Annotated in this window: 24 protein-coding genes; 14 read left to right on the plus strand and 10 right to left on the minus strand. The window is 70.4% G+C overall.

From position 1 onward, the window contains the following. Positions 1–32: 32 nt before the first annotated feature. The gene (locus KBZ08_RS11975; protein ID WP_219904504.1) at positions 33–266 is read left to right on the plus strand and encodes a hypothetical protein; all 234 of its coding nucleotides are present in this window, start codon (positions 33–35) and stop codon (positions 264–266) included. Between the two features lie 19 nt (positions 267–285). Here KBZ08_RS11975 and KBZ08_RS11980 read toward each other — a convergent pair whose 3' ends face one another. From KBZ08_RS11980 to KBZ08_RS11990, 3 genes are read right to left on the minus strand one after another with little or no spacing between them, the layout of a single operon-like run. Further along, positions 286–564 carry a DUF427 domain-containing protein gene (locus KBZ08_RS11980; protein WP_106222885.1) on the minus strand — a complete coding sequence of 93 codons (279 nt, stop codon included), beginning with the start codon at positions 562–564 and terminating at the stop codon, positions 286–288. A gap of 59 nt (positions 565–623) precedes the next feature. After that, positions 624–1,211, minus strand: a complete 588-nt coding sequence (locus KBZ08_RS11985; protein ID WP_254973195.1) for a DUF2808 domain-containing protein — start codon at positions 1,209–1,211, stop codon at positions 624–626. A gap of 26 nt (positions 1,212–1,237) precedes the next feature. Further along, a complete protein-coding gene (locus KBZ08_RS11990) occupies positions 1,238–2,518 on the minus strand; it encodes a glutathione S-transferase family protein (RefSeq protein WP_254973197.1) in 1,281 nt (426 codons plus the stop codon). A gap of 118 nt (positions 2,519–2,636) precedes the next feature. Between KBZ08_RS11990 and KBZ08_RS11995 the strand changes: the two genes are divergently transcribed. The 4 genes from KBZ08_RS11995 (at position 2,637) to KBZ08_RS12010 (ending at position 6,051) form a co-directional block, all read left to right on the plus strand. After that, positions 2,637–3,155 carry a phycocyanin subunit beta gene (locus KBZ08_RS11995; RefSeq protein WP_015108656.1) on the plus strand — a complete coding sequence of 173 codons (519 nt, stop codon included), beginning with the start codon at positions 2,637–2,639 and terminating at the stop codon, positions 3,153–3,155. Between the two features lie 294 nt (positions 3,156–3,449). Then, entirely contained in the window at positions 3,450–4,775 is a 1,326-nt protein-coding gene (locus KBZ08_RS12000; RefSeq protein WP_254973200.1) for an ammonium transporter, read from the plus strand. A gap of 14 nt (positions 4,776–4,789) precedes the next feature. Then, positions 4,790–5,128, plus strand: a complete 339-nt coding sequence (locus KBZ08_RS12005; RefSeq protein ID WP_106222833.1) for a P-II family nitrogen regulator — start codon at positions 4,790–4,792, stop codon at positions 5,126–5,128. A 200-nt stretch (positions 5,129–5,328) separates the two neighbouring features. Continuing rightward, complete coding sequence (locus KBZ08_RS12010) at positions 5,329–6,051, plus strand: SDR family NAD(P)-dependent oxidoreductase (RefSeq protein WP_254973202.1); 723 nt, start codon at positions 5,329–5,331, stop codon at positions 6,049–6,051. Between the two features lie 6 nt (positions 6,052–6,057). Here the strand turns inward: KBZ08_RS12010 and hemN are convergent, their stop codons facing one another. Together hemN and KBZ08_RS12020 are read right to left on the minus strand one after the other, a co-directional pair. Beyond that, on the minus strand, positions 6,058–7,428 hold the full coding sequence (gene hemN / locus KBZ08_RS12015; RefSeq protein WP_254973204.1) for an oxygen-independent coproporphyrinogen III oxidase: 1,371 nt from the start codon (positions 7,426–7,428) through the stop codon (positions 6,058–6,060). Positions 7,429–7,486: 58 nt separating this feature from the next. After that, a complete protein-coding gene (locus tag KBZ08_RS12020) occupies positions 7,487–8,176 on the minus strand; it encodes a biliverdin-producing heme oxygenase (RefSeq protein ID WP_254973207.1) in 690 nt (229 codons plus the stop codon). 115 nt (positions 8,177–8,291) lie between these two features. Between KBZ08_RS12020 and KBZ08_RS12025 the strand changes: the two genes are divergently transcribed. After that, complete coding sequence (locus tag KBZ08_RS12025) at positions 8,292–8,717, plus strand: hypothetical protein (RefSeq protein ID WP_106222829.1); 426 nt, start codon at positions 8,292–8,294, stop codon at positions 8,715–8,717. A 295-nt stretch (positions 8,718–9,012) separates the two neighbouring features. Further along, on the plus strand, positions 9,013–9,942 hold the full coding sequence (locus KBZ08_RS12030; protein WP_254973259.1) for an L-lactate dehydrogenase: 930 nt from the start codon (positions 9,013–9,015) through the stop codon (positions 9,940–9,942). Between the two features lies 1 nt (position 9,943). Here KBZ08_RS12030 and KBZ08_RS12035 read toward each other — a convergent pair whose 3' ends face one another. Both KBZ08_RS12035 and acsF read right to left on the minus strand, forming a co-directional pair. Further along, positions 9,944–10,633 (minus strand): long-chain fatty aldehyde decarbonylase, encoded by a 690-nt coding sequence (locus KBZ08_RS12035; protein ID WP_254973210.1) that lies wholly within the window; start codon positions 10,631–10,633, stop codon positions 9,944–9,946. 76 nt (positions 10,634–10,709) lie between these two features. Next, entirely contained in the window at positions 10,710–11,738 is a 1,029-nt protein-coding gene (gene acsF / locus KBZ08_RS12040; RefSeq protein WP_106222880.1) for a magnesium-protoporphyrin IX monomethyl ester (oxidative) cyclase, read from the minus strand. Between the two features lie 145 nt (positions 11,739–11,883). Here acsF and KBZ08_RS12045 point away from each other — a divergent pair, with 145 nt between their 5' ends. Genes KBZ08_RS12045 through gorA form a run of 3 tightly spaced genes read left to right on the plus strand, consistent with a single transcriptional unit; the run spans position 11,884 to position 14,202 of the window. Then, positions 11,884–12,189: a metalloregulator ArsR/SmtB family transcription factor gene (locus KBZ08_RS12045; protein WP_015108675.1), complete on the plus strand. Its 306-nt coding sequence runs from the start codon at positions 11,884–11,886 to the stop codon at positions 12,187–12,189. After that, positions 12,167–12,847, plus strand: coding sequence for a pentapeptide repeat-containing protein (locus KBZ08_RS12050; RefSeq protein WP_106222822.1), 681 nt, complete (start codon positions 12,167–12,169; stop codon positions 12,845–12,847). Before KBZ08_RS12045 ends, KBZ08_RS12050 begins: the two co-directional genes overlap by 23 nt. After that, positions 12,844–14,202 carry a glutathione-disulfide reductase gene (gene gorA / locus KBZ08_RS12055; protein WP_254973214.1) on the plus strand — a complete coding sequence of 453 codons (1,359 nt, stop codon included), beginning with the start codon at positions 12,844–12,846 and terminating at the stop codon, positions 14,200–14,202. Before KBZ08_RS12050 ends, gorA begins: the two co-directional genes overlap by 4 nt. Before the next feature lie 15 nt (positions 14,203–14,217). On the opposite strand, the gene KBZ08_RS12060 is transcribed toward gorA, so the two are convergent. The 3 genes from KBZ08_RS12060 to cysK all read right to left on the minus strand — a co-directional run bounded on the left by KBZ08_RS12060 (position 14,218) and on the right by cysK (position 16,048). Beyond that, positions 14,218–14,499 (minus strand): 2Fe-2S iron-sulfur cluster-binding protein, encoded by a 282-nt coding sequence (locus tag KBZ08_RS12060; RefSeq protein WP_106222820.1) that lies wholly within the window; start codon positions 14,497–14,499, stop codon positions 14,218–14,220. A 96-nt stretch (positions 14,500–14,595) separates the two neighbouring features. After that, on the minus strand, positions 14,596–15,030 hold the full coding sequence (locus tag KBZ08_RS12065; RefSeq protein ID WP_254973218.1) for a hypothetical protein: 435 nt from the start codon (positions 15,028–15,030) through the stop codon (positions 14,596–14,598). Positions 15,031–15,067: 37 nt separating this feature from the next. Continuing rightward, positions 15,068–16,048, minus strand: coding sequence for a cysteine synthase A (gene cysK / locus KBZ08_RS12070; protein ID WP_106222818.1), 981 nt, complete (start codon positions 16,046–16,048; stop codon positions 15,068–15,070). A gap of 135 nt (positions 16,049–16,183) precedes the next feature. On the opposite strand from cysK, the gene KBZ08_RS16540 reads away from it, so the two are divergent. The 4 genes from KBZ08_RS16540 to KBZ08_RS12090 are packed head-to-tail and all read left to right on the plus strand — an operon-like array spanning position 16,184 to position 18,151. Further along, positions 16,184–16,681 carry a MotA/TolQ/ExbB proton channel family protein gene (locus KBZ08_RS16540; protein ID WP_254973219.1) on the plus strand — a complete coding sequence of 166 codons (498 nt, stop codon included), beginning with the start codon at positions 16,184–16,186 and terminating at the stop codon, positions 16,679–16,681. Beyond that, entirely contained in the window at positions 16,678–17,031 is a 354-nt protein-coding gene (locus KBZ08_RS12080) for a hypothetical protein (RefSeq protein WP_106222816.1), read from the plus strand. Before KBZ08_RS16540 ends, KBZ08_RS12080 begins: the two co-directional genes overlap by 4 nt. Continuing rightward, a complete protein-coding gene (locus KBZ08_RS12085) occupies positions 17,028–17,393 on the plus strand; it encodes a biopolymer transporter ExbD (protein WP_254973221.1) in 366 nt (121 codons plus the stop codon). Before KBZ08_RS12080 ends, KBZ08_RS12085 begins: the two co-directional genes overlap by 4 nt. Next, positions 17,390–18,151, plus strand: coding sequence for a hypothetical protein (locus tag KBZ08_RS12090; protein ID WP_254973223.1), 762 nt, complete (start codon positions 17,390–17,392; stop codon positions 18,149–18,151). Before KBZ08_RS12085 ends, KBZ08_RS12090 begins: the two co-directional genes overlap by 4 nt. The last annotated feature ends 1 nt before the right edge of the window (position 18,152 follow it).

An 18,152-nucleotide genomic window follows, 5' to 3' on the forward strand; every position in this document is an offset into this window, starting at 1 on the left:
TCTCCTTACCTCAATCCTCCCGCTCGCGCAGCATGTCCCAGACGCGCAGCAGCGGCCAGACGTGCCGCACCTACCGGCTGGTGGATCTGCAGGGTGAGCCCCATCCCATCCTCGACGACCTCTACGAATCCCTGGATGCCGCCTGGAGCGAGGCGCTCAACTGGTGGCAGGAGGAGTTCGGCCCCGTCCAGGGTCCTGTGGGCATCGGCGTGGAGGTGAGCACCCTCAGCGGCGAGTGGCGCACCCTGCGCTATCCCGGCACCTGATCGTCGGGCCCCTGGGGCCTCAGGCCACCGTCACCCCTTTCCAGAACGCCACCCGGCCCCGGATGTTGCTGGCCGCTTCCTTCGGCTCCGGGTAGTACCAGACGGCGTTGGCATTCTCCTTGCCGTCGACGATCAGGTCGTAGTAATGGGCCTCCCCCTTCCAGCCGCAGAACGAGCGGTGGCTGGAGGCCCGGATGCAGGCCGGGTCGAGGGCATCGGCCGGGAAGTAGGCATTGCCTTCCACCGTCACGATGTCGTCACTGCTGGCGATCACCTTGCCGTTCCAGCTGGCCTGCATCGTGGGCATCCTTTGGGGGCACCATCCTGGCGCCTGACCAGCGACAACGGCCGATTGTCTCACCACTCGTTCGGCTGATAGATCCTCAGGGTCCCCACCCCCACGGGGCTGGGAACCGGCCCGGGGCCGGCCGGGATCGCCGTCACCTGGAACAGGTAGGTGTCGGCCTGGACGGGATTGGTCCAGGGCCGAAGCGACACCGTGACCGTCGCGCCGGGCGGCACGGGCTCGGGGAAGCTGACGTTGAAGCGCCTGGCCGCAGGATCGAACCCGGCCTGCACCGGGATCCGGGGCCCCTCACGGCGGGGCACCCCGAGAAAGGCGCGGGTGCGCTCGACGGCAAACGGGAACTGCCAGTCGGCGCCGCGGATCTGCTGAATGGTCAGGCCACCGAGGGAGGCCCCTGCTCCCGCTTCGAGGCTGAGGGTGAAGAAGTACTCCGCGGGCGACTGGCCCACGTTGGTGGTGTAACTGGTGAGGGTGACCTTCCAGGGGGCCCGCAGGAACTGGGTGCGACCGCCCGGTTCCTGGGCGGGGGCGGCAGGGGCGGCGGGGGCGGCGGCCGCCATGGCCAGGGTCAGGGCCGCCAGGGGCGGCACCAGCCGGCGGAGAACCCCCAGGGAAGCGGGAGCTGAATCGTCTGCCATGCTCTCCACCGGCACCGGGGCCAACGCTAGGGGCCGCCGCCCGAAGGGCGGCTGGCGATGGCCAGGAAGGGGGATGGATCCTGGTCGCGGCGATGCTGCACCGGGATCGGTTCTCCCGCCGCCGAGGGATCGGCCGGATCGAGGCGGGCGGTGGCCTCCAGGGAACGGCGCAACAGGCGGGCCGCGTGCAGCGGCATGTCCCGGGGCACGCTGATGCGATCCCGCAGGTAGCGCAGGCCCCGGGCCGAACCGGGGGGAGGCGGACAGTCCAGGCCCGTGATCAGCCGGGTGAGGGCGCAGCGCAATGGCCGCTCGAACCCCTCGGCTCCAAGGGGATTGCGCGCCAGGAGGGCCCCCCGGTGCCGGAGCACCCGGGCCAGGGCCACCGAGGCCGCGTCATCCGGCTCGCTCTGGCTGGTTTCAGGGTCGGCGCCGGGTGGCGCCACGATCGGCCAGGGGCCCGCATCGATCCGGTCAGCCAGATACCGCTGCTCGCCAGTGCCGCTGGCGTAACAGCCCCCCATCTGGGGGGGCAGGTCATGGGCGTGGGTGTGGAAATCGCTCTGGGTGCCGAGGTAGGTGGAGCGCTCCTCGAGGGCCCGGAACCAGCGATCGATGGCCGGATGGCGCTCCCGCAGCAGGTAGCCCTTGTAGTAGGCCAGGCTGGCATTCATGCGCTCGACGTAGGGCACGAAGATCAGATCCACCGTGCCCAGGTCCCCGAGCAGAAAGGCTCCCGGCTGGGCGTCGAGGGCGGTCGCGAAGCGCTCCGCCCAGCGGTCGAAGCCCTCCCGGCCCCGGGCCTCCTCGGCGGCCCCCCGGGCCGGGACGCAGAGCCACTGGCACCAGGCCCGGAACAGCTGCCGCTCCAGCTGGCGGAGCGGCAGGGCCCGGGACGACTGCATCGCCTCCCCCAGGGAACCGAAGCTCTGCTCAAGGGCCTCGAGGATGCGGTCGCTTTCGGTGATCAGCCGACCATCCAGCTCCAGGGCCGGCAACATGCCGCTGGGCACCCGCTTGGTGTACCAAGGCTCCTTCTGCCCATAGCAGAACATCGTCACCTTGCGGATCCGATAGGGAATCCGCTTCTCCTCGAGCCACAGCCAGACCTTCTGGCAGTACGGACACCAGGCGTGGTGATCGCGGTACAGCGTGACCCGGACCTCCGCCTCCGGGCGGCCGAACAGCCGCAGCTGGGCCTGGGGGCTGGCGGGACCGGCCGTTCGATCGCTCGGCAGCGGGCTGGCCGCCAGGGCCAGCGCACCCCAGTCCATCGGCTCGGGAGGCATGGTTGCGGAGCCGGCCATGCAGGGGGGCGGGGCCCACCAACCTAGTCAGGCCGGCAGGGGCGCTTCCTCCGGCGCGCTCGCACCAACAGGGCCGGCGAATCTAAAGTTCACATCTCCACGCTCCCCAGCAGCTCCCATGTTCGACGCCTTCACCAAGCTCGTCGCCCAGGCCGACGCCCGCGGCGAATTCCTCAGCCCCGGCCAGATCGACGCCCTGGGAGCGATGGTGGCCGAGAGCAACAAGCGGATGGACACGGTCAACCGCATCACCTCGAACGCTTCCAAGATCGTCACCAACGCCGCCCGCGATCTGTTCGATCAGCAGCCCGCCCTGATCGCCCCCGGCGGCAACGCCTACACCCATCGCCGCATGGCCGCCTGCCTGCGCGACATGGAGATCGTGCTGCGCTACATCACCTATGCGATCTTCACCGGCGACGCTTCGGTGCTCGAGGACCGCTGCCTCAACGGCCTGCGGGAGACCTACCTGGCCCTTGGCGTGCCCGGTGCCTCCGTGGCCGAAGGGATCCGCAAGATGAAGGACGCCGCCATCGCGATCGCCAACGATCGCAACGGCATCACCCCCGGCGACTGCTCCGCCCTGATGTCCGAAGTGGGCACCTACTTCGATCGCGCCGCCGCCGCCGTCGCCTGAGTCGGGTCTCCCATCTGCCATCCCGCCGGGGCCACGCCCCGGCTTTTTTGTGACCGTTCGCTGGTGGGAGGGTCTGTTTGTTCGTTTGGCTACATAGCCATCCTTCCCATGCGTTGAGGGTGATTTTGGCCTTTTCCAAGGTTTCACCCCCCTTTTCCGATGCATGGATCTCCGACTGGTGCATCGTCGTCATCCGCGCCATCCGCGCTGACGACCTTCGATCGCCTCCGCAGCCGTTGTCTAAGTGGTCTTCAGGACCAACGACTCAGGCGGATCGCCTTCTTCCTGCTGGCGGTGGGGGCCGGCATCGGCCCGCTGCTGGCCGGCTCGGCCAAGGCGGCCCTGGCCATGGCCCCCACCGACGGCGCCGACACCCTGCTGATGCTGGTGGGTTCGGCCCTGGTTCTGCTGATGACCCCGGGTCTGGCCTTTTTCTACGGGGGCTTCACCCGTCCCAAGAACGTGCTGAACTGCATGATGATGAGCTTCTTCCTGATGGGGCTCATCGGTGTTCTCTGGGTGGTGATCGGCTACAGCTTGGCCTTCGACGTCGGCTTCGGCAGCCCCTTCATCGGTGGGCTGGGATCGATGTTTCTTCATGGGGTCGGCGGTGAACTCGGCGACCAGCCCCTGGCGGCCGGCTTCCCGATCAGCGCCACCTCCTTCGCCCTGTTCCAGGGCATGTTCGCGATCATCACCCCAGCCCTGATTTCCGGGGCCCTGGTGGAGCGCATCAGTTTCAAGGCCTGGTTCTGGTTCTGCCTGATCTGGAGCCTGCTGATCTATTCCCCCATGGCGAAGATGGTGTGGGGCGGCGGCTTCATCGGTCCGTTCGGCGCCATCGGCGCGATCGATTTCGCCGGCGGCACCGTGGTTCACATCGCTTCCGGTGTGGCGGCCCTGGTGGCGGCGGCCATCATCGGCCCACGCAGCACCTGGCCCAACAGCAAGCGTCCGCCCCACAATGTGCCCTTCATTCTGCTGGGGGCCGGTCTCCTCTGGTTCGGCTGGTTCGGCTTCAACGGGGCCAGCATGTTCGCCTCCAAGACGGCGGGGTACCCCTTCCTCACCACCACCACGTCCGCCTCGGCGGCCCTGCTCACCTGGTGCCTGATCGAATGGTTCAAGGACGGCAAACCCACGGCCGTCGGTGCTGCCACCGGTGCCGTCGCCGGCCTGGTGGGCATCACCCCGGCAGCAGGCTTCGTCTACATGGAGCAATCGCTGCTGATCGGCGTCCTCACGGCGGCGGCCTGCTTCGCTGCGGTCCGGGTGAAGGCCGCCATCCAGTTCGACGATTCGCTTGACACCTTCATGGTGCACGGCGTGGGCGGCACCGTGGGCGCTCTGCTGACGGGCATTCTTGCTTCCAAAGCGCTTGTACCTGGCGATTACTTCCCCTTGTCGGCCAAGATCCTTGAGGAATCAGGAAACTTCGGCCTGTTCATCGCCCAGCTCAAAGCCGTTATCCTCACCTATGGATTTGTCGCTCTCGGCACGGCTATTATTCTTTGGATTCTCGGGGCCCTGATGCCACTCCGCGTCAGCCCTGAAGAGGAAGAGCGCGGTCTCGACTTCGTGGCTCACGGAGAAGAGGCGTACGATCCAATGACCAACTGACGACCAAACCTTCCATGAAAATGATCACGGCCATGGTCCGCCCCTCCAAGGTGGATGCCATCAAGACTGCCCTCGTCGCCCTTGACATCATCGGCATGACGGTCACCGACTCCCGTGGATTCGGTCGCCAGAAAGGCCAGGTGGAGCGCTACCGGGGAACGGAGTTCACCGTCGAGTTCCTTCCCAAGGCAAGGATCGAGATCGTCGTCCCCTCCGCCAAGCTGGACGCGGCGATCGCCGCCATCACCCAAGCGGCCCACACCGGTGAAATCGGCGACGGCAAGCTCTTCGTCACCCCGGTCGAATCGGTGATCCGGATCCGCACCGGCGAATCCGGCGAATCCACCCTCTGAGCCTCAGCCGCCGGCATCGGCGCCCCCCACCCGGAGCTGGCCATCAAGGTCAGCTTTTTTTTGGCTCCCGACACGGACATCCGACGGTCACCAGACCCACCGCGATCCGACCCACCAGAGGTCCCAGCCGGATCCCCCTGGCCGCCCCCGGCCGCCCCCCTGGTCATCGGCCAGGATTTCCGGATCCGTCGTCGCCGGCCATGGAGCAGCCCCGCACCCTGCTGATCAGCGGCGCCAGCCGGGGCATCGGCCGAGCGATCGCGGAACGGGCCCTGGCCGAGGGCCATCGGCTCAGCCTCGGCCTGCGCGATCCTGCCGCCCTGCCGGAGGGCCCGCTCCGGCAGGCCGCCAACCGGCGGAGCGACCGAGTGTTCGTCCATCCCTACGAGGCGCGCGACCCCGGCCAGGCGACCGCCTGGGTGGCGGCGACGCTGGCCCGGTTCGGCGCCATCGACGGGGTGATCCACTGCGCCGGTCTCTTTTCCCGGGTGGGCCTGCTGTTCGCGCCGGGGGACGAGCAGGAGATCGAGGACCTGTGGCGCGTCAATCTGATGGGTCCCTGGTGGCTCACCCGGGCCGCCTGGCCGGCGTTGGTGGCCAGTGGCGACGGCCGGGTGATCACCCTGGTGTCGATGAGCGGCCAGCGGGTGAAGGGCTCCCTGGCGGCCTACCCCTGCAGCAAATTCGCGCTGATGGCCCTGTGCCAGTCGATGCGCAACGAGGGCTGGGACGCCGGGATCCGGGTGACGGCGATCTGCCCGGGCTGGGTCAACACCGCCATGGCCTCCCAGGTGACGGCCCTGCCGGCCGGCGCCATGACCCAGCCCGAGGACCTGGCCGCCCTCACCGCCCAGCTGCTGCGGCTGCCCGCCAGCGCCGTGCCCTTCGAGCTGAAGATCAACTGCGTGCTGGAACCCTGCTGAGGCCGCTCAGATCAACCGCGAGCCGGAGGCCGCCTGGCGTTGGGAGGGGTCGAACACGGCCGCCACGGTGCGGATCAGCCAGCGACCCGAGGTGGTGACCTCCACCAGGCCGCGGCCATCGGCCCGACTGAGCCGCACCAGCCCGTCGTCAGCCAGGGCCTCGAGGGCAGCCCACTCGGCGGCGTAGCGCTCCGGATCGATCGCCACCTTGAACTGGCACATCACCTCGCGGATCAGCTCCCGCCGCTCCAGCACCTCCGGATCCCTCACCACCAGCCCCCGCTCCACCGGCAGCTGACCGGCGGCGATGCTGGCGGCGTAGGCCTTGAGATCCCGCTGGTTCTGGCTGAACAGCCCGGGGAACTGGCTGATCGCCGTCGGGCCCACCCCCAGCAGCTCCAGCTCCCCGCCGGTGGTGTAGCCCTGGAAGTTGCGGTGCAGACGCCCCTCTCTGGCCGCCACGGCCAGGCTGTCGCCGGAAAGGGCGTAGTGGTCCATGCCGATGGCGTCGTAGCCGCAGCTGCCCAGGCGGGCCGCGGCACTGTCCAGCATCTGCAGCCGCTGGCGCTGGCTGGGCAGATCCTGCGGCGCGATCTTGCGCTGCAGGGGCAGCTGCTCGGGCAGGTAGGCGAAGGAGAACAGGGAGACCCGGTCGGGGCGCAGCTCCTGCACCAGGGCCAGGGTGGCGTCGAACCGCTCCGGGGTCTGGAGCGGCAAACCGCAGATCAGATCGACGTTGACGCTGGCGAAGCCCGCCTCCCGCATCCAGGCCATGGCCCGGCGCAGCTGGTCCACCGGCACCACCCGGTTCACCGCCTGCTGCACCAGGGGGTCGGCATCCTGGATGCCGAAGCTGATCCGGGAGAAGCCCAGCCGGCGCAGCTCCATCACATCCTGGCGGCTGAGGGCCTCCGGATTGACCTCGATCGAGGCCTCCAGATCGCTCGCCAGATCGAAATGGCGCTCGATCAGACCCCAGAGGCGCTGACGCTCGGGGATCGTCAGATAGTTGGGGGTGCCCCCGCCCCAGTGCAGCTGGGCGAGGCGGCGGCGCTGGGCGGAGTGGCGGGTGATCAGCTCCAGTTCCGCGGCCAGGGCCTCCAGGTAGGGCTCCACCACCTTCGAGCCGGCGCCTGTGGTGATGCGGTTGCAGCCGCAGAACCAGCAGGCGTTGCGACAGAAGGGCACATGCACGTAGAGCGACAGCGGCGCGTCGGTGGGGCGGGCCAGCTGGGCCTCCAGATCGGCCGCGCTGACGCCGCCGTGGAACGCCGCGGCCGTGGGATAGCTCGTGTAGCGGGGGACGGGCCGGTCGTGCTTGAGCAGCAGATCGATCGGGGTGGCGGGACGCGGGGTGAGGGTGGCCGCAGGGGTCATGGGGAAGGGAGTTGGGGGCGGAAGGGGTTGGAGGGGCCGATGGGTTGTGGAGGGGCGATCAGGCGGCGAGGTCCCCCAGCTCCGCCAGCAACCGCTGGGTGTCGTGGAAGGCGATCACCGATTCCTCCAGCAGTTCCAGCTCCTCGTCAGCGCTGAGGTCCATCCGCTCGATGGCGTCATGGAGCTCCTGCTTCAGTTCGGGGATGGGGCGCTGGAACTCCCAGAACTGCAGGGGCGGCAGGCCCTGGGCCGCGAGGATGGCGTTGGCCTGCTCGGCCAGCTGCTGGCCCCCGGAGAGATCGCCGCCGTAGCGCACGTAGACGTGGGCCATGAACCGGTGCGGGGCCTGCTGGGCCAGACGCTGCAGGTGCTCCAGCCAGATCGCGGCCGCTGCGGAAGCGGGCGTGGCCGGGACCACGGCCAGCCTGGCGATGTCCCCGTCCAGGGCCCGGGTGCGAGCCAGGTCGGCCCAGGGGAAACCCTCCGCTCCCAGGGCGGCGGCGAGCAGGGGGCCCCGGGCCTCGATCAGGTCGTAGGCGGGGGCAAGGGCACGGATCAGGGCCGCCAGCTGGAGGGGGTGGGCCTGCCCCGCCAGCAGCGACCGGGAGAAGGCCATGCCCTCGGCCTGGTGGTGGGCGGCACCGATGCGGCCATGGAGCCGGCGCACCCGGGGGCCGAACCCCTTGTGGGCGAGGACATCGGCGGGCCTGACGTGGTCGGAGATGGCGGCAGGGATGGCGGCGGTCATGGGGAACGGAACCGAAGGAGAACGGGCCCGGTGGGGCACTGATGCCTACGATATAACGGTACTGTTGTTCCATGCTTCTGTGGCAACAGATTCGTTGCAACCCACCCCATCCACCATGTCCTTCACCACCCAGGCCCCGGCCGCCGCGCCCCTGCGCTCCCTCTCCTTTCTGGTGGCCCCACGGGGCCAGCTCAGTGGGGACGGCCAGCTGCGGGAGCTGATCGAGGAACGCCGCCAGCGCAAAGGCGCGGATGTGGAGCTCTGGTATCTGGGACCGGAGCTGGTGGAGGAACTGCACCTGGCTCAGGCCTTTCACCATTCCCCTGCGAAAGACCAGGGCCAGACGCGGCCACAGGACCCCATCGAAGCGATCGTGGCCGGTGACACCGCCGTGATCACCTGGCTCCAGCTGCGCTTCGGTGGCTGCACCGGGACACTCGCTCTGACGACGGGCTGGCTGCAGAAGCGGGCGGGGGCACTGCCCCCCCGGGCGCCGGCCGCCGACACCGCGACCAGCAGCGCTGGCGCCGAGAGGACCTAGAGGGGGGATCGGGCCGCCACCGACCAGCGGTGGCTGGCCTCGCAGAACACCCCCAGCGGTGGTCCCGGAGCCGTGACAGCGACCCTCAGGGGTGTTTCTGTTGGGCTGACGGCCCGATTCCCCGGCGGAGGCGCAGTGAACCCAACCGCAACGACCCGTTCGGGCCATTGCCAGGCCCCTGCCGCCGGTGCCTGATCTCACCCCGGCCGTCGGCGGCACCTCCGCCGCCCCTTTCTGCAACCTGCTGCTGCCCACCGGCGCCCAGGCGCGGGGGCGCACGCTCCCCGGGCGCAAGGTGGTGATCGTGGGCCGCGCCGTGGGCATGGCCTGCGCCGTGGCGATCCTGCACCGGGGCTGCCAGGAGGAGCTGGTGCTGGTGGATGTGGCCCATGACCGGCTGGAGGGGGAGGTGATGGACCTCTGCCACGGCCTGCCGTTCCTGCCCCGCACCGACCTGCGGGCCGGGAGCGTGGAGGAGGAGGGACGGGACGCCGATCTGGTGGTGATCACCGCCGGCGTGGCCCAGCAGCCGGGCCAGTCGCGGCGGGAGCTGATCGAGCGCAATGCGGCCCTGTTCCGCAGGCTCATACCGCCGATCGCGCTCCACTGCCCCCGGGCGGTGCTGCTGGTGGTGAGCAACCCGGTGGATGTGCTCACCCACATCGCCGGCCAGCTGAGCGGCTTCCCCGCCCATCGGGTGATCGGCTCGGGCACCGTGCTCGATTCCGCCCGCTTCCGCATGGCCATCAGCCGCCGGCTGGGCATCGATCCCCACGACGTCCAGGCCTGCGTGATCGGCGAACACGGCGATTCCGAGGTGCCGGTGTGGAGCCGGGTGGCGGTGGCTGGCTCCGGGCTGGTGGATGGGGGCTGGGAAGGCAGCCGCACCCTGGCGGATCCGGAGCTCCAGGAGCTCTTCCATGGCGAGGTGCGCCAGGCGGCCGACGCGATCATCCGGCTCAAGGGCAGCACCTCCTGGGCCATCGGGCTGGCCACTGCCGAGATCGTCGAGGCGGTGCTGCGCAGCAAGGACCAGATGCTCACGGTGAGCAGCCGCAGCCACGGCCACTACGGCCTGCCCGATGTCTGCCTCAGCCTGCCCACGATCGTCAACGACAGCGGCGCCGCCGCCCTGGTGCAGATGGCCCTGACCGAGAAGGAGATGGGGCAGCTGCGCCACAGCGCCGGGGTGCTGCGGAGCATGCTCGATGCGGCGGGGTTCTGACCTACGCCGCCGCCTGCGCCGCCCGGCCCGCCAGTCGCGCCACCAGGGCGCGGGCCTGGGACGGCGGGAAGCCCACCGTCTCGATCGCCGCCTGGAAGCAGCCCACGAATTCGCCCACCAGCTCGGCCGGATCGATGCCGATGGCCTTCATGTCGTCGCGGACGCTCTGGAGCATCGCCATCACGATCGGGACGGCCCGCTCACAGCAGGCCGCGATCGGTGCGGCCACCTCCGGGAACCAGGCCGCCAGCCAGCGCCCGCCGTACTCCAGGTGTTCGGCCTCATCGGTGAGCACCGACTGGATGATCGGCGCGGCGAAGGGGTCGGCCACCGGCTGGTAGCAGCGGTAGGCGGCCACGGCGAAGCTCTCCACGATCAGGCACTGGATCACCAGGGCGCTGACGCGGTCGCCGCTGCGCACGGCCTCACGGAACAGCCGGTGCAGGGGCGCGAACAGGCGGCGTGCCAGCGGCAGATCCGGGCGGATCCCCAGCTGCCTGCCACAGCCGGAGAAGTCGCGGGCATGGTGCCCCTCCATGGCGGCGAGCCGCATCAGGTCGTCCCGGTCCTCCGGAAGGAGGCCGGCCAGCAGGCGGAAGTGGCTGTCCGCCAGGCCCTCGCCCACGATCACCAGGGCGTTGATGCGGCTGTAGGCGTCGCGGTAGGCGGCGCTCAGATGGGGCTGGGGCATGGGAAAAGAGGCGAGGGAACAGAAGCTGAACGATCCGCTGGTGGAGGCCGCAGGGAACGCCGCGGGCAGCCCGGGCTCAGCCGGCCTCCGCCCGCACCATCGGCTGCCAGAACTGCTGCCACAGCAGCCCGCCGAAGCGCAGCCGCAGGCCCAGCTGCTGCAGGGGGCCGGCCCCCCGGCGGCGGGCGGCGCCCATCTCCTGGAAGCAGGCGACGAGGCGGTCCCGCAGGGCGATGAAGCCGCCGGACTCCAGATCGAACACCCAGGGGAAGGCCCGGCGGGCGGTGCGGTTGGTCTGACGCATCACCTCGGCGTCGAAGGCCTCCGGGTCCATCCCCAGGATCCGGTAGAACTCGCCCCGCTCACAGACCGTGAGGCTGTGGGTGAGAAACACCGACCACAGAAAGAAGCGACTCAGCAACTTGCCGCGCAGCCCCTGGCGCAGGGCGGGCCAGCAGCGGATCAGCATGTTGAAGATGTCGCCATGGCGGTTCTCGTCCTGGCACCAGGGTTCGAAGAAATCGAACAGGGGCGCGAAGTTGCTGTCGGGATGGGCCTTGAGATGGCGGTCGATGAGGATGTACCGCCAGTAGCCGATCTTCTCCGACAGGAAGACGCTGTAGAGCACCCAGCTGAGGGGGAACCAGGTGATCGGCCGCTTGGTGCTGAGGCTGGGCAGGTCGATCTCGATGCCCTCGGCCACCAGGGCCCGGTTGAGGAAACCGGCATGGCGGGCCTCATCCCGGGCCATCAGCTGGAACAGCCGCCCCATCTCGGGACGCTGCGCCTGGAACAGCCGCCGGGAAAGCTCCTTGAACAGCAGGAAGCCGGAGAACTCCGACACGCAGGAGCGCACCAGGTAGCTCTCATACGCCTCCTTCTCCTCGGGGCTCAGGTCCCGGAGCCGGTCCAGCGGTGCCTTGCGATCGAAATGGTCCCGGTTGTAGTCCGCCTCCATCTCGGCGAGCATCGCCTCGAAGGCCGGCCGCTGCGGCTCCAGATCCGTGCGGGCCGCCTTGGCGATCTGGGTCGTGTAGAACCGCGGGGTCAGCAGGTCTTCCCGCAGGTGGGGCGCCGCAGCTGGGGAGGAGAGAGTGGCGGTCATCAGGGAGCGACGCTGGTTCACGTCATAACGACAACGTGATACTACGTGGTCCAGGTGTCGCAGACCTGTGGTTTCACGTTTCTGTATCAACAGTCTGAGATGCAAGCGTGGTAACCTCAGCCGATCACGGGCTGCGCGGCGGTCGATGGAATCTCTGGCCGACTACTTCAAGGTGTTCTCCGAGCCCAACCGGCTCACCGTGCTCGAGACCCTGCGCCAGGGGCCTCTCAACGTCACCGCCGTCGTCGAGAAGACCGGCCTCAGCCAGGCCCTGGTGTCCAAGCACCTCAAGCTGCTGACCATCGCCGGGGTGGTGCGCCGCCGTCCCGAAGGCAGCCTGGTGTTCTATGAAGTGATCGACAAGGGCGTCTTCCAGCTCCTGGCCCAGGCCCGGAAGCTGATGCTCGCCTCCCGCCGCCAGCAACTCGATGCCCTTGCGGCCATCCTCTGACCGTCCCGCCGACCTGCCGGACGACCTCCCCGCCGATCTGGACGCCCTCAAACGCGCCCTGGCCGGGGGCCGCCGCCACTTTGCCGGCCTGCGGCTGGGGGATCTCGATGGCGTGGCGCTGGATCTCGGTGACTGCGACCTGAGCGGCGGCTGCTTCAAGGAAGGCCGCTTCGGCCACGCCCGGCTGGCGGGAGCGAACGTGGAGGCCGCCTGCTTCCAGCAGGCCCTGCTCTGGGGGGCCGACCTCTCCGATCTCAAGGCCGGCGGCTCCTTCTGGCACGACGCCGACCTCTCCTCGGCCCGGCTGCAGGGGGCCGATTTCGGCGCCGCCCTGATGCACCGCTGCTGCCTGCGGGGGGTGCTCGGGGCCCACAGCCGCTGGCGAGCCACCCGGCTGGTGGAGGCCGACTTCCGCGGTGGACTTGACCAGCGCACCGACCTGGGCGGAGCCGATTTCCAGGGGGCCGACCTCAGCTTCGCCCAGATGCAGGGGGCCCTGCTGCAGGGGAGTGATCTGCGCGGTGCCTGCCTCTACGGCACCAACATGGGAGGCGCCGACCTGCGCGAGGCCGATCTGAGCGGCTGCGACCTGCGGGACACCGATCTCCGGGACGCCATGCTGGAAGGCACCCTGCTCCACGACGCCCTGCTGCCATGACCGACTGCTTCGATCTGATCGTCCTCGGGGCGGGCTCCGGTGGCCTGGCCGCCGCCAAACGGGCTGCCTCCTACGGGGCCTCGGTGGCGATCGTGGAGGGCGACCGGGTGGGGGGCACCTGCGTGATCCGCGGCTGCGTGCCCAAGAAGCTGCTGGTCTACGGCTCGGCCTACCGCCACCTGCTCGGCGATGCGGCCAGCTACGGCTGGCAGCTGGAGGGCTTCCGGCCGGATGCCTCGGTGCTGCTTGCCAACGTGCGCCGCGAGGTGGACCGGCTCAATGAGCTCCATATCGGCCTGCTGGAGAAGGCGGGCGTCCAGCTGGTGCGGGGCTGGGGCCGCTTCGCCGATCCCCACCACATCGATATCGTCCAGGGTGGCGAGACCACCCGTCGGCTCAAGGGGGAACGGATCCTGATCGCCGCCGGCGGCCGGCCGCACCGTCCCAGCTTCCCCGGGGCCGAACTGGGCTGGGTGAGCGACGACATGTTCCTGCAGGAGCGCTTCCCGGACCAGGTGGTGGTGGTGGGGGCGGGCTTCATTGCCTGCGAATTCGCCTGCATCCTGCATGGCCTGGGCGTGGCGGTGACCCTGCTGGTGCGGGGCGACCACCTGCTGCGGGGCTTCGACCGGGAGGCCTCCGCCGCCGTGCAGGAGGCCATGGAGGCTGAAGGCATCGAGATCCGCTTCGCCCACAGCCCCGCCGCCATCACCGGCGTCCCCGGCGCCCTGGAGCTCACCACCCAGAGCGGTGAGGTGCTGCCCTGCGGCGGCGTGCTGCTGGCCACGGGCCGCCGGCCCTTCCTCGAGGGGCTGCAGCTGGAGTGCGCCGGGGTGGCGGTGGAAGGGCACCGCATCCCGGTGGATGCCGACCAGACCACCAACGTGCCCCACATCCATGCCGTCGGCGACGTGACCGACCGCATCAACCTCACCCCGGTGGCGGTGGATGAAGGCCGCGCCTTCGCCGACACCGTCTACGGCAACAAGCCCCGCCGGGTGAACCACGACCTGGTGGCCAGCGCCGTCTTCAGCCAGCCGGAACTGGCCGGGGTGGGGCTGAGCGAGGAGGCGGCGATCGAGCGCTTCGGTGCCGAGGGCATCCGGGTGCACCGGGCCCGCTTCCGCCCCATGGCCCAGGCCCTGCCGGCCCGGGGCCCCCGTGTGCTGCTCAAGCTGATCGTGGAGGCCGCCACCGACCGGGTGGTGGGTTGCCACATGGTGGGCGAGCACAGCGCCGAAATCATTCAGATGGCGGCGATCGCCATCGGCATGGGCGCCACCAAGGCCGATTTCGACCGCACCATGGCGCTGCATCCCTCGGTGGCCGAGGAGTTCGTCACCATGGCCGGCTGAACGGGACCGGGACGATCAGAGCTCCTCTTCCACCCCCGGCTGGATGGTGCAGTCGGAGAGGGGGTAGCTGACGCAGAGCAGGGCGAAGCCTTCGCCGATCTGGTCATCGTCGAGGAAGCTCTGGTCGGACTGGTCGACGCTGCCGGAGAGGATCTTGCCGGCGCAGGTGCTGCAGGCCCCGGCGCGGCAGGAATAGGGAAGATCGATGCCCTGCTCCTCGGCCGCGTCGAGGATGTAGGTGTCGTCGGGACAGGTGAAGGATGTCCCTCCTTCCAGGCTGATCGTGAAGCTCGCCATGGTGCCGCAGGAGGACGATCAGCCAATCCTTGGGGGAACCTCGGGCGGCGGTATGTATCGCAGCGAACAGGGTGCGCGGGCGGACACGCGCGGCGATCAGGCCACCGGACCGCTGGAGGGGTCGGCGGGGAAGCCCCAGGCCCGGCGGAGTCCCGGGTCGGACAGTTCCCAGGCATGTTCGCTGGCCACCACGGCGGCCCGCACCCCTTCCCCCGTCAGCCCCCTGGCCGCCCGGCAGCGCTCCAGCAGCTGGCGGAAGCGCAGGCTCTCCTGCAGCAGCCGCTCGACCCGCTCGCCCCCCCCGGCGCTGGCGAGCATCGTCGGCTGCCGGGCGCAGAGTTCGAGGGTCTCGATGTGCTGCTCCAGCCAGGCGGCCTCGTAGTGCAGCATGGCGTCGCTGCAGTCCTCGAGACGGGCGGCATAGAGGGTCAGGTGCTCCTCCAGCACGGCAGGGTCCCCGGAGCGATCGACCGGGACCGGAGCGGTGCTGCGGTCATGGAGCCGCTGCATGATCTGACGCAGGTAACTCATCGGCGGTGGCCTCGCAGCACTCGATCGGTCGGTGGGGTCAGACGGCCGCCAGACCCCGTTCGTTGAACACCCCTTCGAACAGCACCGAACTGAGGTAGCGCTCGCCGGAGTCGGGCAGCACCACCACGATCGTGCGGCCCTCGAAGGCCGGCTCCCTGGCGAGCCGCAGGGCGGCCACCGTGGCGGCGCCGCAGGAGATGCCCGCCAGGATCCCCTCCTCCTTCATCAGGCGGCGGGCCATGGTCACCGCCTCCTCATCGCTGACGGCCTCGACCCGGTCGACCAGGCTCAGGTCGAGGTTGGCGGGAACGAAGCCGGCGCCGATGCCCTGGATCTTGTGGGGGCCGGGCCGCAGGTCCTCACCCGCCATCGTCTGGCGGATGACGGGACTGTTAAGCGGCTCCACCGCCACCGACACCAGCGGCTGGCCGAGGGTGGTCTTGATGTAGCGGCTGACGCCGGTGATGGTGCCGCCGGTGCCGACGCCGCAGACCAGCGCATCCACCACGCCGCCGGTGTCCGTCCAGATCTCGGGGCCGGTTGTGTCGTGGTGGATGCGGGGATTGGCCGGGTTCACGAACTGCTGCAGCATCACCCAGCGGTCCGGTTCGGACTCCGCCAGCTCCCGGGCGGCGGCGATGGCCCCCCCCATGCCCTGCCGCCCTTCGGTGAGCACCAGGTGGGCGCCGTAGGCCGTGAGCAGCTTGCGCCGCTCCAGGCTCATCGTCTCCGGCATGGTGAGGGTGAGGGGGATGCCCCGGGACGCGGCCACGAAGGCCAGGGCGATGCCGGTGTTGCCGCTGGTGGGCTCGATCAGTTCCTTGCCGGGCCCCAGCAGACCATCCTTCTCGGCCTGCCAGATCATGGCCGCGCCGATGCGGCACTTGACCGAGTAGGCCGGATTGCGGCCCTCGATCTTGGCGAGCACCCGGGCGCCGCATCCCTCCGTGACGCGATGCAGCTCCACCAGCGGGGTCTGCCCGATGCTGAGGCTGTTATCGGCGTGGATGGGGCTCATGGCGCTCCCTCTGGATCCGGTCCATGGGCACCTTAGTCAGCGTCCGATCCCCGGGGACTGTCAAGCAGCTGGGGCACGTCGTCCGGGCGACGTCGGCCCATACCATCGCCCCCGTCGGATGCAGCGTCGTCAGGGGTGAAGACACCGGTCCCCGGGATCCATGGACCCATCGCCCTGCTGCTGCTGCTGCTCTCCATCGCCGTGGTGACCGTGGTGATCGACCGGGGGCGGTACTGGTGGTCGTGGTGGCGCGGCCGCGCCTCCCGCCGCCAGCAGTGGGAGCGGGTGCTGGCCGACCACGGGGGGCCGGCCGCCGGACGTCTGCTGGAGGACTGGGAGCTGGAGATGCGCTTCGGCGAACCGCTGCTGCAGGCGGCCGTCGTGCTGGCCCCGCTGCTGGGGCTGGTGGGCACCGTGCTCGGTCTGATGCAGGTGCTCGCCAGCCTCGGCCCCCAGCTGCTGCTGCCGGCCGGGGCCAACCTGGCCGGATTCGGCCAGGTGTTGCTGAGCACGGCCCTGGGGCTGATCCTCAGCCTGATCGCCAGCACCGGGCTGTTCGCCAACCAGTGGCTGCGGCGCAGCCAGTGCCTGCGGCTGCAGCGGCTCGGCCGTGCCTGGGCACCGCCGGCATGAACCACGCCCTTGCCGCCCTCGTGGGGTTGACCCTGCTGCTGTGCGGGTCGGTGGCGGCGCTGGCCGACCTGGCCCGGCAGCGCCAGCCGCGGCTGCGGCCGCCGGGGGGCCCGTCCCTGACGGGCGCCGTCTGGGTCGTGCAGGCGCCCGGCGATCGCTGGTTCGTGAACGGGGAACCCGTCTCCCGCGGCCGGCTGCCGGGCCTGCTGGGCTCCCAGCCGGCCGGCAGCGAGATCCACTTCCTGCCGGCGGCCCGCCTTCCCCTGGGCGAGGTGGCCCGGTCCCTGGCCCACCTGCGTTCGATCAGCCCCCGGCCGGTGGGGCTGGCGCTGCCGGAGGCAGGGCCATGAACACCGACGCCGGCCCGACGCCTCGCTGGGGGCACGCCCTGGACGCCGTGGCCCTCGGGGCCATGGCCACCGGACTGGCTCTGCTGACCCTGGCCCTGGTGCTGGTGCCCCAGCGGCTGGCCCAGCGTCCGGCCCACCAGGGGGTCGTCAGCCTGCACCTGGACGTCGACGGCCGGCTGCGGCTCTGGAACCAGCCGGTCCCGCCCGGGCAGCTGGCCGCCGTACTCCAGCGGCTCCAGGATGGCCCCGGCCAGCCGACCCTTCGTCTGATCCCTGATCGAGACGTCCCCTGGGGATCGGTGCAGCAGCTGATGGAGCGCCTGGGCCGTTCCGACCTGCCCCTGGAGCTGCAGCTGCCATGACCATCAAGGCCAGCTTCCGCTTCCCCCGTTGGCGCCATCTGCGCCTGCCCCTGCTGGGGGCCCTGGCCCTGAACGGACTTCTCGTTGTGGCGGCCCTGCGTCCGCCCGCCAGCACAGCACCCGCTGCGGCGGCCCCACCGGCGGATGACACTCCGGAATTGCTGCGGTTCAGCCGCCAGCAGGCGCGGGAGCCGGCCCTGGCGGCCCTGCCCCTGCCCCCGCTCAGTGCCCTGCCGCCGCCCCCGCCGACGGATCTGCCGGCGCAACCGCGTCGCGGGGCCGACAGGGGCGCGGCCCGTGCCCGGGCAGCGGCCGGCACGCCGGCGCCGCCGGGAGCTGGCCGGGAGCGCGCCGGCGCCAGGACGGGCCCGGAGCTGGCGGCGACCCGGATGCTCGCCCTGGCCCTGCAGGCCAGGGCGCTCGAGGCGGCCGAGTCCAGCGCCGTTACGGCGCTGTGGGAGCAGGCGACGCCCACCCGGGAGGCCCCCGCCGGGATGGCCACCGCTCCGGAGGGAATGGAACTGCGGCGACTGCCGCTCGCAAGAGCCCGCAGCGCCGGTCTGGCCTCCAGCGACCCCCTCGCCGTGCTCGCCGGCGGCAAGGTGCTGCTGCTGTGGCCGGATGGCAGCACCTTCTGGCTGCTGGCGGCCGCGGGCGACAGCCGGGCCGCAGGCGACAGCCGTGGCGCACGCGACAGCCGTGGCGGAGAAGACAGCCGGAGCGGAGGGGACAGCCGTGCCGCCGGGGCCAAGCCCTGAG

Origin of the sequence: Cyanobium sp. Candia 9D4, from assembly GCF_024346155.1 — a bacterium.
In the GTDB taxonomy this organism is placed as follows: Bacteria; Cyanobacteriota; Cyanobacteriia; order PCC-6307; family Cyanobiaceae; genus Cyanobium; species Cyanobium minutissimum.

Excerpts from the sequence above, each read along its gene's own strand:
- KBZ08_RS11975 (WP_219904504.1), top strand. The coding sequence starts at position 33 with ATGTCCCAGACGCGCAGCAGCGGCCAGACGTGCCGCACCTACCGGCTG.
- KBZ08_RS11980 (WP_106222885.1), bottom strand. The coding sequence starts at position 564 with ATGCAGGCCAGCTGGAACGGCAAGGTGATCGCCAGCAGTGACGACATC.
- KBZ08_RS11985 (WP_254973195.1), bottom strand. The coding sequence starts at position 1,211 with ATGGCAGACGATTCAGCTCCCGCTTCCCTGGGGGTTCTCCGCCGGCTG.
- KBZ08_RS11990 (WP_254973197.1), bottom strand. The coding sequence starts at position 2,518 with ATGGCCGGCTCCGCAACCATGCCTCCCGAGCCGATGGACTGGGGTGCG.
- KBZ08_RS11995 (WP_015108656.1), top strand. The coding sequence starts at position 2,637 with ATGTTCGACGCCTTCACCAAGCTCGTCGCCCAGGCCGACGCCCGCGGC.
- KBZ08_RS12005 (WP_106222833.1), top strand. The coding sequence starts at position 4,790 with ATGAAAATGATCACGGCCATGGTCCGCCCCTCCAAGGTGGATGCCATC.
- KBZ08_RS12010 (WP_254973202.1), top strand. The coding sequence starts at position 5,329 with ATGGAGCAGCCCCGCACCCTGCTGATCAGCGGCGCCAGCCGGGGCATC.
- hemN (WP_254973204.1), bottom strand. The coding sequence starts at position 7,428 with ATGACCCCTGCGGCCACCCTCACCCCGCGTCCCGCCACCCCGATCGAT.
- KBZ08_RS12020 (WP_254973207.1), bottom strand. The coding sequence starts at position 8,176 with ATGACCGCCGCCATCCCTGCCGCCATCTCCGACCACGTCAGGCCCGCC.
- KBZ08_RS12025 (WP_106222829.1), top strand. The coding sequence starts at position 8,292 with ATGTCCTTCACCACCCAGGCCCCGGCCGCCGCGCCCCTGCGCTCCCTC.
- KBZ08_RS12035 (WP_254973210.1), bottom strand. The coding sequence starts at position 10,633 with ATGCCCCAGCCCCATCTGAGCGCCGCCTACCGCGACGCCTACAGCCGC.
- acsF (WP_106222880.1), bottom strand. The coding sequence starts at position 11,738 with ATGACCGCCACTCTCTCCTCCCCAGCTGCGGCGCCCCACCTGCGGGAA.
- KBZ08_RS12045 (WP_015108675.1), top strand. The coding sequence starts at position 11,884 with ATGGAATCTCTGGCCGACTACTTCAAGGTGTTCTCCGAGCCCAACCGG.
- KBZ08_RS12050 (WP_106222822.1), top strand. The coding sequence starts at position 12,167 with ATGCCCTTGCGGCCATCCTCTGACCGTCCCGCCGACCTGCCGGACGAC.
- gorA (WP_254973214.1), top strand. The coding sequence starts at position 12,844 with ATGACCGACTGCTTCGATCTGATCGTCCTCGGGGCGGGCTCCGGTGGC.
- KBZ08_RS12060 (WP_106222820.1), bottom strand. The coding sequence starts at position 14,499 with ATGGCGAGCTTCACGATCAGCCTGGAAGGAGGGACATCCTTCACCTGT.
- KBZ08_RS12065 (WP_254973218.1), bottom strand. The coding sequence starts at position 15,030 with ATGAGTTACCTGCGTCAGATCATGCAGCGGCTCCATGACCGCAGCACC.
- cysK (WP_106222818.1), bottom strand. The coding sequence starts at position 16,048 with ATGAGCCCCATCCACGCCGATAACAGCCTCAGCATCGGGCAGACCCCG.
- KBZ08_RS12080 (WP_106222816.1), top strand. The coding sequence starts at position 16,678 with ATGAACCACGCCCTTGCCGCCCTCGTGGGGTTGACCCTGCTGCTGTGC.
- KBZ08_RS12085 (WP_254973221.1), top strand. The coding sequence starts at position 17,028 with ATGAACACCGACGCCGGCCCGACGCCTCGCTGGGGGCACGCCCTGGAC.
- KBZ08_RS12090 (WP_254973223.1), top strand. The coding sequence starts at position 17,390 with ATGACCATCAAGGCCAGCTTCCGCTTCCCCCGTTGGCGCCATCTGCGC.